Source organism: Microcoleus sp. C2D2 (genome assembly GCF_036702495.1).
In the GTDB taxonomy this organism is placed as follows: Bacteria; Cyanobacteriota; Cyanobacteriia; order Cyanobacteriales; family Microcoleaceae; genus Microcoleus.
Genome location: NZ_JAUBTO010000076.1, coordinates 1 through 14823 on the forward strand (window position 1 = coordinate 1; position 14823 = coordinate 14823).

Consider the following 14823-nt stretch of genomic DNA (forward strand, 5'->3'; position numbering starts at 1 on the left):
TGATGATAACGATTTTTCGATGTTTAACAATTTTTAAAATTAATTCTAGCCTTTGCCTTATATAGGCTTGAGCCTCCTAGGGTGATCGGGTAAGAAAGTGATGCCACCCTTGAGCATTTTCTAGCCCCATTATCTCTGCAATGGCTGGTAGTGTCTTACGTTTAATATCAGAAATTATACCAGCATGAATGCTGTGTAAAAGCTTCACAGCTTCTGACTTCTGAAAACAGATTTCTGTAATAGCGACAATACTCATCAATCAATTTCAAGGTTGAATCAGCTTGGCGAGGCTTAACCATAGAGCCAGCTCAGGTTTGAGAGATTTTGTTCTATTATACTCTGCGGTTTAGTGACAGAAGATGGGTATTATCTACTAGATTGACAGATATTAATAACAATATCTCGCCGAATTACCTACGAAATAAGAGTATTATTTGGCTCTTGGCCTCGCGATCGGGCGACAGCAGAAGCATGCAAGATCGCTCTATTTATCTGTAGGTGCTTTCGCCAAGTTGCTTGCAACTTCAATAGTATTTTTGTTCTCCTGATTCATCCTCTAGTTGCGACACGCAACTAGCTGATGATTTCGTTTAATACTCCAGCAAAATAAACAAGTTCTTTTGTCTGACAGGTCGATTTTTAAGTATTTATACTGTATCGATCGGTTCGCGCTAGACCATCCCACGGAATTTACAGCCCGCCCGCACCCCATGTGACAGTTGGGGTGCGGAATATTGGTTATTGAAGTTTAGACTAAGCAGGTCAAAAAGCGCGCTGTGAGACTAGCGAACAGTTCTCAAAAACGGCAATGGTCGCTGGCGACAAGCTATCAGACTCAACCCTAAGATAGATGCCAGCGACCGTTGACGTTCTCGGAGACTTGCAATTCGAGAAAAAAAACTGTCTGCGATAGTTTCAACAGACAGCGTAAGGGTAGAAAATTGAGAATTCAGCAAAAAATCTCAAATCAACCTGCAATGAAGTTTGAACAATTATACGAATTTCGTCAACTTGCTTATCAATGCCTCGGCTCAACTAATGCGTATTCGTTCGCTCTCGTTGCTTATGGTCAGCACCTTCATCTTATAGTGGTAGAGGACGACCGAAAATTCAGGGAAATCAGTTTAAGCTTAATCACACTCAAAGCTGGTGGAAACCAGAACAAACACTCTTTATCTCTTGAACCGAAACTCGGACGAATCCGATTGAGAAAATGGGATAACTTACATTTTCGAGGCAGTCCCAAACATCCGATGACTCTGATTTTAGTAGAACGCTTAGAAGCTATAACGGGTCAATTAAAAACTCAACCTTTGTAGTTAGTTTGGATTCGTCTCCAAATGCCACCTCTTACAGAAATTTGGCAACTATATCTACGTCGTTTTATAGCAACTGCCAAGGCGGTTAGGGCGTAAACTGAGAATAGTTTCTTTTGTTGCGGAGCGAAAGCGAAGACCCAAAATGCCTCAACCCTACAGCTACGATCTACGCCAGAAAGTCATTCAAGCTATAAAGCTTGATGGCTTAAAAATTATTGAAGCCAGCCAACTGTTCAACATTAGTCGCAACACGATCGCCCGTCAGGCTGAAGCGACAAGAGCAAACAGGAGACTTTCTAGCTTTACCCAATCAGCCTCCGGGTAATGGTCATAAAATCACTGACTGGGAACTATTTCGTCACTTCGCCAAAATTAATGGGGATAAAACCCAGGTGGAGATGGCCAAACTTTGGGATGGGGAAATTAGCTCGCGCACCATCTCACGAGCCTTGAAAAAAATAGGTTTTACTCGAAAAAAAAATACTTATGGCTATCGGGAACGAGATGAAGCCAAGCGGCAGGCTTTCGTAGCTGAGTTGTCCACCTTACTCCCGGACACAATTGTTTATGTTGATGAATCAGGGATGGATGATCGAGATCAGTATGATTATGCTTGGAATGAACGAGGTGAGCGCTTCCATGCACTGAAATCTGGGCGACGCAAAAGTCGAGTCAATACGATAGCGAATGCCTTATGCAACCAAAAATTGAGCGCCCCTTTTACGATTGAGGGAGCGTGCAATCGAACAGTTTTTGAAATGTGGCTAGAAACAAGTTTAGTTCCAAGATTGGTTACAGGACAAGTGGTGGTGATGGACAATGCCACCTTTCATAAAGGCGGTCGGATTCAGGAATTGATTCAAAGTGCAGGATGTAGACTGTTGTATTTGCCACCGTACTCCCCTGATTTCAACTTGCATTGAACAATGTTGGTCTTGGCTTAAGAGTCGAATTCGTAAACAAAAGAATCAGTTTGATTGCTTACCGGATGCGCTCGAGGATGTCTTGCGCCTTGCGACCTAACCGCCGGGCGCGGTTGCTATACCATCGAGCACTGGTATCGCGAGTGCTAAACAAAGCTTGCATTGGACTGGATCGAAGTTGAGTACCCCTGAACAATGTCAACGATGGAGTGATTGGATGCCATTAGTCACCTAGCAATTATGGTTAGCTAAAAATTTAGTGACAGAAATTAGTCTACCGCAGGCATTAGTCTCTCTCTGAATTAACCCCGGTCAGGGTTGCACAATCAATGCTTTCACATTTAATCAAGATTGGGACTCCCACTGTTCCTCCCAAACTATAAAGGAAATTCGACCGGATGGCAACCAGGAAAACCTCGCAGTCAAAGATGTCGCTATCCTATGGTCAAAAAGAGTAAAGGTCGGTTCCAAAAATCACCAAAATCCATTAGTTAACCTGAGAATATCTCTCTAAATTCACCCCAATTTCTACTCAGCTAACCCTGAGTCAATTTGTGCTTAGTCTAAACTCCAATGGGTTATAAAAAGCCATTGAAAACACAAATGACGATTGAAATGAGTGACGATTAGATACTTCATATTTGGCTGTTGAGAACTGTCCGGAGTATTGCTATATAGGAGTTTGCCTTAAAATATCCGCCGTTTAAGCATCGCTGAGGAGCGTTGCAGCACTCAACAGAGCAACAGCCCCTTCCTCCTCCAAAGGTCGCGAGAAAAAGTACCCTTGATAGGAATTGCATCCCAAAGAACGGAGTATAATTAGTTGCTCTTGCGTCTCCACCCCTTCCGCGATTGCCTCTAATTGCAAAGAACTGGCCAGATTTAAAATCGCCTCCAGCAAAGCCAAATTTTTCCCTCCTTCCTCCAGGCAGCAAACAAAAGAGCGGTCAATTTTGAGAGTATCAATCGGCAGCCATTGTAAGTAAGATAAATTTGAATAGCCCGTGCCAAAATCATCCAAACAAACCTTAACCTGGCGAGCTTTCAAGAGTTCTAGCACCCCAGCCGCCACCTCAGCATTCTCCATTAAAACACTCTCGGTAATCTCTAGCTTCAAAAATTCGCCCTTCAAATTATGCACTCGCAACAGTGAGTCTAACAGCGGTAACAAATTAGGAGCAAATAGCTGAATTCCCGATAAATTAACACTCATATTCAAAGGCAAATAGTCAGGGAATTGCAACTGCCATTTACTTAAACAAGCCACTGCTTCCGACAGTACCCACTCCCCTAATGCCACAATCAAACCCGTTCTTTCGGCCACCGGAATAAACTCGCTCGGAGAAACCAACCCGCGTGAAGGATGCCGCCATCTTACCAACGCTTCAAACCCCACTACTTGACCCGTTGCAAAAGATACAATCGGCTGATAATTAAGGTAAAACTGTTGCAAATTAATTGCATTTTGCAAGTCAGTTTCTAACTGGAGTTGCTCTAAAGCTCTCAACTGCATATCAGCATCAAATACAACAGTGCTACCAGCACCCCGAACAAAAGCCTCATGTCTAGCCGCGTCAGCCGCCCGCAGCAAATCTTCCGGCTCTTCTGTGCCAATCGCACCTAAAGCAATGCCAATACTAACGCTAGAAAAAACCGCAGTTCCATTCAAGTTAGACGGCATTTCTAATGCTTGACGAATGCGTTCTGCTGCATCTAAAGCTAACTGAGAATTAGTAATATTTGCGATCCAAATCGCAAACGCATCTTCTCCGACTCTTGCTATAAAATTCGTATTCAGAGCGCAAGCCTCTAACCGCCGTGCTACTTCTACTACCAACTGCTCTCCTCTAGAATGGCCTAAGCTATATTTAACAATTTGATAGCGGTTAAGAGTCAGAAATAAAATAGCTTCTAAATGACCCAATTCTCTAAGAGAATTTATGCCACTACGCATCTCCTTTAAGAGCCAATTACGGTTAGGTAAACCCGTCAGCTCGTCGTAAAATGCTTGGTAGTGGATTTGTGCATTCGCTGTAGCAAGTTGCTGCTCTTTTTCCCTAGCAAGTCGCACAAACTCTAAAGTTTTATTAATGGTAATTTTTAAGTCATCAAAATCTATCGGCTTCGTTAAAAAATCAAAAGCACCCCTATTCATAGCTGTCCTAATATTTGCCATATCCCCGTAAGCTGAAACCACTATAGCTTTGAGCGTCGGGTCAATAGCTGGCAGATTCTCTAGCAAAGTTAAGCCGTCCATTTCGGGCATATTAATATCAGTTAGTACCAAGTCAAAGGAGCCATCAGATTGCAGTTTATCTAAAGCTTGGACTCCATTAATTGCAAAATAAAACTCAAATTCTTGAGTTTTGATTTGATGCCGAAATAGCTGAAGAATTAAATATTCTAAAAGTGGTTCGTCATCAATTACTAAGATTTTAGCTGTCATGTAATTGCTCTTGTTAGCAAATAGCCAGGAGTTTAATTCTCTTGTAAGGGCAATCTCCCTGTGGTTGCCCCCCTGTGGTTGCACCGTAAGTAAGTTTGGGGCAGGCAGGAAAGCACTGCTCCTACAGAAAACTCATCATTTTCAGGACTTACGCTCATAAACCGGGGTTCTCTAAAAAATTGAAGATTCTCACTAGAAATCTACGAAGAAACCCAGTTTCTAGCCTAGACGTGCCTAAGTCTTGATTTTATCAGTTCTCAACCATTAAGTGGGAATTTCAATAATAAATTCAGTTCCCTCGCCAGGTGTAGAGTTACAACTGAGCCGTCCTCCGTGTTTTTCTTCAACAATAGACCGCGAAATTGATAAACCCAATCCCGTTCCTTTACCCACAGATTTTGTAGTAAATAAGTGGTTAAATACCCGCTGTTTCACTTCTTCTGTCATTCCTATCCCGTTGTCAGCAATAGAAATTATAACATGAGAAAGGGAATTATCATTGATAAAATTTTCACTCTCATCGGTAAGGAAAGTGCGAATCCTAATAAAATTAGGATTTGCCTTAATTTCATCGCGGCTCCGCCCTGAATTCCACTCTTCCAATGCGTCTATGGCATTAGCAAGGATATTTAAAAATACCTGATTTAACTGTCCGGGATAACACTCTAGTGGGGGGAATGCTCCATAGTCTTTTATCACTTGAATTTCGGGATTACCCTCATTGGCTTTAAGCCGATGGCTCAAAATTAATAAGCTACTATCAATTCCTTCATGAATATTGAAACGAACTTTAGATGTACTATCTGCCCGCGAAAAAGTTCTCAGAGAAGTACTGATTCCCCGAATGCGCTCAGTTCCTTCTTTCATAGAATTGAGCAAGTGCGGCAAGTCTTCTAATAAAAAAGGGAGGTCAAGAGCATCAATTTGAGTTTGTACTTCTGGATTACTTAGGGAGCAGTGTTGTTGATAAATGTTAAGGGCAGTTATCAATTCTTGAAAGTAGTTTTCGGCGTGTTCAATGTTGCCTATAATGAAGCTGACGGGATTGTAAATTTCGTGGGCAACTCCGGCGACTAACTGGCCCACGGAAGCCATTTTTTCGTTTTGAATGAGTTGAGTTTGCACCTCTTGGAATTCTGTTAAGTTTTGTCTGACTTTTTTGACAGTTTCTAAGGCTCTTTGGATGGTGATTTCCATGTCCTGAAAATCAATGGGTTTTGTCAAAAAGTCAAAAGCTCCCCGGTTCATAGCAGTTCTAATGTTTTGCATATCTCCATAGGCGGAGATGACAATTGCTTTTAATGTATTGTCGATTTGTGAGAGTTTTTCTAGCAAAGTTAACCCGTCCATTTCGGGCATATTAATATCTGTTAGCACTAAATCGAAGGGTGGAAATTCAGCAAGTTTTTCTAAAGCTTCTCTACCATTGTGAGCAAAGACAAATTCAATTTCTTTTGCCCGAATTTTTTGCCTGAATCTTTGTTGAATGACGTATTCTAAAAGTTGTTCATCATCGACGACTAGAATTTTGGTGGTCATGGGGATCTATCCTGTATCCTATGGTAGAAATAACTAGAGTGATGGCTTACTATAGCACGTTGTTTAAATTTTATAAAACATTGAATTAACTGATTAGAAAGAAGGCAGTTAATTTTTGGGCAAAGTAATGATAAATTCGGTGTGATTTCCAGGTTCTGTTTGCACTTCCAAATTACCTCGATGTTGACCAACGATGATATCGTGAGTGATAGATAAGCCTAAACCTGTTCCCTGTCCGGGAGGCTTGGTCGTGAAGAAAGGGAGGAATATTTTTTGTTGATTTTCTTTGGGAATACCGATGCCATTGTCACGAATGCGGATTTCTATTGCTGTGCCTAAATTTTTAGTGGTAATAGAAACTGTGGGATTGAAATCTGCGGTCATTTTAGAGAGTTTAATATAAGAAGCATAGCAAGCATTATCGATGATGTTAATTAAAGCGCGGCTGAGGTCAGAAAAGGCGACATCTAGTTCTTCAATTGATTGGTCATAGTCGGTTTTAATGGTAAGGTTGAAGGTTTTATCTTTGGCACGGATGCTGTGGTAAGCTAATTGCATGGATTGAGCGACGAGGGCGTTAATGTCGGTTTTTTGGCGGCTACTGCCCTCGCTGCGAGCGTGCATTAGCATACTTTGAATAATGGTATTTGCCCGTTGTCCTTGTTCGTTAATTTCTGATACGTTGCGCTTAAGATAAGTGAGGTTTTCATTAATTAATTCCAGGGCTTCTGAGTCTAACTTTTGGGATTGGCGGTCTATTAGTTCTGCGATTTCAGATGTTAAGTCTTCTGAGAGTGTAGCAAGAGAAGTGACGAAGTTGAGGGGGTTGCGGATTTCGTGGGCAACACCTGCGGTGAGAGCTCCGAGGGAGGCGAGTTTTTCTGAGGCTACTATTTGTTTTTGAGCTGTTTTCAACTCAGTAGTTCGTTCTTCAACTTTCTGTTCTAGGGTTTCCGAATAGGCTGCAAGTTGTTGGTTGGCTTGTTCTAAATTTTGGTTAAGTTGATTAACTTCTGCGTAGAGTTTCGCATTGGTAATAGCGATTGCAGCTTGTCCCGATAGCATTTGTAAGACTGTGAGTCTATCAGCGGTAAAGGCGACGGTTGTCAAGTTATTTTCGAGATAGACAATTCCTGTAAGTTGACATTGATTGAGCAGGGGTGTACACAAGATTGATTTGGGATGATTTTGTTGGATATAGGGGTCTTTCTGAAAGATTTCTTCGTGGCTGGCATCGTTTAAAACGACTGTTTTTTTAGTGCGAGCAACGTAGTTGATAATCGCGGCTGGAACTGCCTTTTCTAGAAGAGGAACGGAAAGAGTTTCCTCTTCTGGTTGCTGGGGATTGGTCAATACGGTAAGGTCGTTACCTTCCACGATTCCCGTGGCTGAAATCACCCACTGATTCTCACTTTGATCAGATAAAAAAGTGGGTTTTGTGAGCAATGAGCCGCGAGTAGCTCCGGCATTTTCTATGAGAATGGTCATTAATTTACTTAGGAGTTCGCTGAGAACAATTTCCCCAGATAATGCCTGTGCTGCTTTCATAATTGTAGCGAGGTCAAGTGATGTTGAATGATCGGAAGTAGAGGTGGTTGTCCGGTTTGAGGTGGTTGTGCTAGTGGGGTCGAGGCTAATAGTTTCAGAATGCTGCATGCGGGAGATGAGATGGGGATATGTTTCTTCTAAGTCTCTGACTTTGGCGATGGCTCCCCAACGAATGTAGCAGTAATACGCTTCGGTCATGTAGGTTTTGGCGACTTTTTCTCTGCCGAGAGCGAGGTAAAATTCGGCCGCTCGTTCGTTGGCGAGGGCTTCTTCTTGAATGAATCCTTGTTCTTTGGCTCCGTTGATGGCTCGTTCGTAGTAGGTTATTGCTGTCTCGTTTTGTCGCAATACTCGCGCTTTTTCTGCTTCTACGAGTTCGTATTTGTGCTGGAAGTTCATGGGGGCATGGTGCGCCCATGTTTTCATTTGTTTTTGATGGGATGCTACTTTTTTTAGATATTGTTTTTGTTTGGTTTGGGTGGTGGTGGGATAGTGGGCGAGGAGGGCTAAGGAATAGTAGAAATTGTGTTCTGATGAATGAAGGAGCGCACCCAGACTTTCTTTATTATTTTCAGTTAATTCGGCAATTTCAACACCCTTGGCGTTATTTTTAAATAAATATAAAAGAATTAATTTGAATAAATAAATATAAGAAACAGCTGCATTATTATTTGCCTCTTTCAGAATAGGCAAGGTTTTATCTTCATCAAAAATATTGCCAACTAATAGACTTTTATCTGCCGATTCATCAACAAGATTTAAAACTAATTGATGCCAGGCTTTTGAATGTTCGCTAAGCATATACTGTTTATATTTTAAAATTAGTTCGATGTAGTGAGCCTGAGTATGGGCGATATATTCTAAATGTTCTCCACTCCAAAAATGGTTGTTGTAATAGCCCCAAGCTGAGTAACAAGCGTATTCTATATCTCCCGTTTCTAACCCACTTTTAAAGGCCTCAAGCAAAGGTTTTCTTGTTTCCTTAATATGCTCTTTCCAGTGTCTGATGAAAATATTAAAGTGTAAATTAATTTTAGCTTGTAGTTCTATAGCATTAAATTGTTCCACCAGCTTAACTGCCAATTTGCCAAATTGATATCCAGAATCAATGTCAGACAGCGCTCCACAAAGCAGCATCCCATAAGTCACATACCCAAAAGCAGACTGAGGCGAATTACCATATTGGAGAGAAATATTGACCATTTTAAAGATAATCAGCGGAAAAAGCATGGGATTTGTCATAAAAGCAGCCGGAATGACAGCGATTAATATCCGCTGGGCTGCAAGCTTATATGGGTCAGTCATTAAAGGCAGAAAAGCTAAATCCTCAATCTGTTTACCACCTCTGGCTATTTTGTTGCGAATCAATCCCATCATAATACTAAATTTTGTGGGATTTATAGGGAGGGATACTCCCAGTATGTTTAGGACTTGCAAAGCTATCTCTAGTGCTGCTTGTGGTTGGTTTTGCTGTAAGTAAAATGGGATTCTTAATTCATATACTTTGACTTTTTCTAGCTGATTTTTCGCTTGCGACAGAACAATTTCCGAGAGCTGTTGCGCTCGTCCAAAGTTAGTATTCAGGTATTCGGCTTCTAGTGTTTCTAAGTGGAGATCCCGTGTCAAATCGTAGTGACTTTGCCAGCTCGATTCTGGCAGAAGTTCTAACCCTACATTCAAATATCTGACAGCGGCTTCATAAGCTGTCGCAGCTTTTGCTTTTCGCCCCGCTATTAAGTTAAAGTTGGCTAGTTCATCTTTTTCTGACTGCTGCGCGATGAATTCCACGCCCATATTTAACTGGTTGACAATATCAAATATATTCTCTTCCAGGGATTTTTCTGCGTATTGATTCAATAATAGCTTGCCAATTTTCAAGTGCGTTGCTTTTTTCTGATTTTCAGGAATCATTGAATAGGCTGCTTGTTGCACCCGATCGTGTAAAAATTTGTAGCCAACTCTCGATTCATCAAAAAGTAGCTTTCCCTGTTCTTCTGATTGAAAAGCAAGGGGGATTTTGTAGTCGTTACTAAGGGGTAAAATTAAACCTGCCTGAAGTGCTAGCCACAACTCATCGGCTGTTTCTAGCGGTGATTTTTTATTAACTATCGCGCAGACATCTAAGTTGAAACGGTTGCCAATACAAGCTGCTAATTGTAATATTTTTTGTGTGGCTTCTGGCAGTTTTTGAATATTTCTAGCTACGAGTTCGACAACATTATAATCAGAAATTCCCAGGGATTGAATCTGCTTTATGTCCCACTGCCAGTAACTTTTGATAAAATCAAACTTTAACAGTTTTTCCGAGTGTAGAGTTTTAAAAAGTTGTGTTAAAAAGAAGGGATTTCCCTGAGTCTTATTGAAAAGCAAGTCTCCTAGTTTGATTGAATTGTTATCTTCCTGAAGAGTATCGGCGACTAATTGACGGACGTTGCTAATATCTAAAGCTTGGAGGACGATGTTATTCACAACGGCACCTGTTTTTTCAATCTCTTCAATGGTTTGAATCGTCGGATGAGTTGGACTGACTTCGTTATCTCGATAGGCTCCAATTAGTAACAAATATTCGCTATCGGTGTCTGTTATCAAAAGTTGGAGCAACTTCAGAGACGCTGAATCTGCCCACTGTAAATCATCGAGGAAAAAAACCAGCGGATGTTCAGGTTTAGTGAATACATGAATAAATTTTTTATAAACTCGGTTGAAGCGATTTTGAGATTCAGTTGGCCCTAGTTGGGGAACTTCTGGCTGTTCGCCCATAATCAGTTCTACTTCGGGAATTACGTCGATAATTACCCGTCCATTTTGTCCCAAAGCTTCTAGAAGTTGCTCTTTCCAAATTTCTATATTTTCAGAGTTTTCTGTTAACAATTGCCGGATTAATTCTTGAAAAGCTTGAATTAAAGCTGCATAGGGAATGTTTTTTTTAAATTGGTCAAATTTGCCCGAGATAAAATAACCGCGCTGGCCTACTATTGGTTTATGAACTTCTTGCACAACGCAGGTTTTTCCAATCCCTGAATAACCACTGACGAGCATCATTTCTGTTGAGCCAACTGCAACTCGTTTAAAGGCTGCCATTAGGGTTGCAACTTCTGTTTCTCGTCCATATAGTTTTTGAGGAATGAGAAATTGACCAAATCGATCCAATTTACCCGCTGTGAAATTTTTAATTTGTCCAGATTTTTCTAATTGTTTAAGGCATTCTTCTAAATCGGCTAAAAGCCCCCGAGCGCTTTGATATCTCTCTTCAGCAGTTTTGGCTAATAATTTCATTACGATGTCAACAACCGCTTTGGGAATTTCTGGATTTAGCTGATTTAGTGACCTGGGTTGTTTTGCAATGTGGCAATGCACCAATTCCATGGGGTCGTTAGAATTAAAAGGTAGCTGACCCGCAAGCATTTCGTAGAAGGTAACGCCAAGAGAGTAAAAGTCTGTGCGGTAGTCAATTGACCGATTCATTCTCCCAGTTTGTTCGGGAGACATATAGGCGAGTGTGCCTTCGATGTAGTTTGGGTGACTGATGCTAGGATTTTCTTTTTCTAGGCGGGTGGCGATGCTAAAGTCGATGAGTTTGATTTGCCTACTTTCTGGCTTGATAAGGATATTTTGTGGTTTAATATCTTTGTGAATAATTTGGTTCTGATGCAGTTCTCCGAGAATTTGGGCTAGTTGAGTGGCGATTTCAAGAAAGTTAATTAAATTTGTTTTTTGGGATGTAATATATTGTTGAAGAGGCTGTCCGCCAAAATCTTCTAGAATCAGAGCAAGTCCGTGTTCATAAGGTTTTAATTCGATGGGCTTGATAATGCCTGGGATGTTTAAAGAGTGGAGGATTTGATATTCATGTCTGAGGCGGGCGATTTCTTCTAGGGTCGGATACTCAGCTTTGAGAGTTTTAATGATGACAGGAGTGTGTTCTAGCTCGTAGCGACCTTGATAAATAACGGTTTTTGTACCTTCGTGGAGCGAGGCGATCAGTTGATATCCGGGTAGAGGGGTTCTCATTGTATATTTTTCAAAGGGGTACGGTACTGAAAGAGCATGATATTGATGAACTCTGAGTTGATCGATCGTCTTGTTAGTTTTTTATATTGTACCTTTGTATCGAAGATTACTTTCGATATAAAACAAAAACTTAAGATTTAATTAATTAAATCTTAAGTATTGACAAAAATATAGTTATCGGATAAAAAGTAGAAGCTTTATCGGAAGACAACCAGACTACCGCAGTTCCCTACTGCCTTACTCTGCGCCTATAAGTGTGGGGATTAAATTCTCTGAGGGGGTAGGAGCAGTCCCCAGAGCTACATCGCCCCAGCGCATAATACTGGCAGCAGAGCTACCTGAAAATCCGTGAGAATAAATCATCACTAAATCGTCTTTTCTGATTTTTTTCAAGCTGGCTGCATGATATAAAGCAGCTATAGCTGAAACCACAGAAATGTTGCCATATTTGGGAAAAATGTCGATAATTTTCTCCCCTGGGATATTCATTTCTAAAGCGCAAAAATCGACATAACCTGCTGCTGGCGGGTAAAAAATAAAGTAGTCTATATCCTCCACTTTCATTCCCGATTCAGACAAAACTTTTCCGCAGCATTGCTGGAAGTATTTAATGAATAAAGAAGTCGCATATTTCACAGTCTCTTTATTAACGGTAATGAGTCCTTTTACATTGCCCATGCTATCTACAGTAAATCTGGGATAAACTACTCCGCAGGTATCGTAAGTATTTGTTGAATAAGAATGAAGTAAACCTTGTCCTTCTTCTAATTTTTCAACAATGAAAGCGGCTGAGCCATCTCCAAGAGTGAATGAGAAAGAGTTGGTATATTCTATATGCTGAGAATAATTGCAGGATAAAGAAACTAACACCCTATTATATCTTTTATCCCTGATTAAAGCAACAGCATTGTCTAAGGCTAACAGAGCGCCTCCACAGGTGGCGTTCAAATTCCAAGCGACACCTCTAAAGCCTAGTTCTTGTGCTATCGGAGTAGCGTTACCAATCACTAATTTTTCTGGGTACATCGCGCAAGAAATCAGCAAGCCAACATCGTTGATTTCTAATTTACTGGCTTGTAAAACTTTTTGGATAGCTCCACATTCAAGAGAAATAGAACTTTCGCCTTCAGCCAAAACTCTTCGCTCTAACGTTCCCCTGAATATATCGTCTCGGTACGGTTTTACCGCCTGTACCCAATTGGCATTTTCTTGAGTATCATTATCAAACAACCGCACTGTTTCATTTTTTTTCTCAAGTTTAGCTAAAAACTGCGGATGATTGTTTTTCCAGTAATCGTTAGTACGTACACATTCGGGAAAATTAACTGCAATGGCCCTGATTCCTACAGCTTGACTCATCTTGAAAAGACTCCTTGGAACAATATAAAATAACTAAAAGCTTGGCTCTTTGCCAGATTGTATTGGCTACAAAAGGAAAAGGAAAAATATTTACTTTTCGCCGTTTCCTGTTTCTAAGTTCTAAGGTTTACAGTTAGTAACGAGAGAAACCTTAACTTTTTACGGATGGCATTCGGATGGCCAGTTCTTGCTCTCGCAAAACCCGCTTCAACACCTTACCCGTCGCATTTTTCGGAAGGGAATCAACGAACTGGATAAGTTGCGGCACCTTGTAAGCAGCAATCCGCTCTGAACAAAAGGCGATCGCATCTTCGGCTACCAGCAATTGACCGGATTTCAGCAAAATATTTGCCTTGACGATCTCACCCTTAACCGGATCTGGAACCCCATAAACCGCCACTTCAGCCACTGCTGCATGTGTAGCAAGGACGCGCTCAACTTCCTTGGGATACACCTTAAAGCCAGAAACATTGATCATGTCTTTCAAGCGATCGACGATATAGAAATAGCCATCATCGTCCATCCAGCCGAGGTCGCCTGTATGAAACCAACCGTTTTTCAAGACTTGGGCCGTTTCAACCGGGCGATTCCAGTAACCCAGCATCACATTTGGCCCGCGAATGACAAGTTCGCCCACTACCCCTGGCGCGACTTCTTTACCATCGCGATCTATGGCCTGCATTTCCACATTTTCAATGGGCATCCCAATCGAACCCAATTTATATTTTAATTCGTGGTTGTAGCAAGCAAAGGGAGAAGTTTCAGTCAAGCCATACCCTTCATGGATCACCAAATTGTGAAGAGATTGCCACTTCTGAACTATCTCCGCTGACATAGGAGCAGATGCACTAAAGTAGTAACGGACTGAACTAAAATCGCACTCAGACGGGTGCAGTTCTAACAGTTTGATGAAAACTGTCGGCACGCCAAAAAACATCGTGATCCGTTCGCGAGCGATCGCGCTCAGAATTTCCGCAGGCACAAAACGGCGCTGCAAAACAATCGTTGCGCAAGCATTAAAAGCGCTATTGAGAATAGCGTTTTGACCGAAACAATGGAATAGCGGTAAGTACAGCAGCAACCGATCTTCTGGCTGCATTTTACAGCAGCGGTTTTTGGCATAAATATTGGAAATCACATTGCCGTGCGACAGAGTAGCCCCCTTGGGAAAACCCGTCGTTCCGGATGTATAGAGAATCGCTGCTGGCTCATGTCGCTCCATTTTAATAGCCCGCGCTTCCGGCGAAGCATTTGCCATCATTTCTTCCAGACTGCTTCCTTTGTTCGCTTCACTTTCAGCAATCAAAATGTGTTCGAGATAAGCTAACTCCGCATCTGGGACTAGTCTACTCAATGATTCGGTGGTAATAACGACCTTAGCTTCACAATCATTAAGGATCAATCGAACTTCATCACATTTGAGCATCACACTGATAGAAACTGCGATCGCGCCTATTTTGAGAATGCCCAAATAAGATATGACAAATTCAGGAATATTAGGAAGGAAGAGAGCAACGCGATCGCCCCGCTTGACTCCCAATCCTTGCAAACCATTAGCAGCGCGATTTACCAATTCGTTAAGCTGCTTGTACGTGAAAGATTTCCCTTCAAAAATCAAGGCTGCTTTGTCAGGGAAAAACTTTGCTCCTCGCTCGATATGCTCTGCAATGTTCATCCC

General features: G+C 41.5%; 6 protein-coding genes and 1 pseudogene. 2 read left to right on the top strand and 5 right to left on the bottom strand.

The features are described 5' to 3' along the window. The first annotated feature begins 977 nt into the window (after positions 1 to 977). Entirely contained in the window at positions 978 to 1319 is a 342-nt protein-coding gene (locus QUB61_RS22465; RefSeq protein WP_333132269.1) for a hypothetical protein, read from the top strand. Positions 1320 to 1461: 142 nt separating this feature from the next. Further along, positions 1462 to 2342 (top strand): annotated as a pseudogene (locus QUB61_RS22470) (IS630 family transposase). Positions 2343 to 2945: 603 nt separating this feature from the next. On the opposite strand, the gene QUB61_RS22475 reads toward QUB61_RS22470, so the two are convergent. From QUB61_RS22475 to QUB61_RS22495, 5 genes are all read right to left on the bottom strand, one after another. Then, positions 2946 to 4688, bottom strand: coding sequence for an EAL domain-containing protein (locus QUB61_RS22475; protein WP_333132268.1), 1743 nt, complete (start codon positions 4686 to 4688; stop codon positions 2946 to 2948). Positions 4689 to 4952: 264 nt separating this feature from the next. Next, positions 4953 to 6227: a response regulator gene (locus tag QUB61_RS22480; RefSeq protein ID WP_333132267.1), complete on the bottom strand. Its 1275-nt coding sequence runs from the start codon at positions 6225 to 6227 to the stop codon at positions 4953 to 4955. A 108-nt stretch (positions 6228 to 6335) separates the two neighbouring features. Next, positions 6336 to 11786: an AAA family ATPase gene (locus QUB61_RS22485; RefSeq protein WP_333132266.1), complete on the bottom strand. Its 5451-nt coding sequence runs from the start codon at positions 11784 to 11786 to the stop codon at positions 6336 to 6338. Between the two features lie 237 nt (positions 11787 to 12023). Beyond that, complete coding sequence (locus QUB61_RS22490) at positions 12024 to 13145, bottom strand: 3-oxoacyl-[acyl-carrier-protein] synthase III C-terminal domain-containing protein (RefSeq protein ID WP_333132265.1); 1122 nt, start codon at positions 13143 to 13145, stop codon at positions 12024 to 12026. A 151-nt stretch (positions 13146 to 13296) separates the two neighbouring features. After that, positions 13297 to 14820: a long-chain fatty acid--CoA ligase gene (locus tag QUB61_RS22495; RefSeq protein ID WP_333132264.1), complete on the bottom strand. Its 1524-nt coding sequence runs from the start codon at positions 14818 to 14820 to the stop codon at positions 13297 to 13299. Between the last annotated feature and the right edge of the window lie 3 nt (positions 14821 to 14823).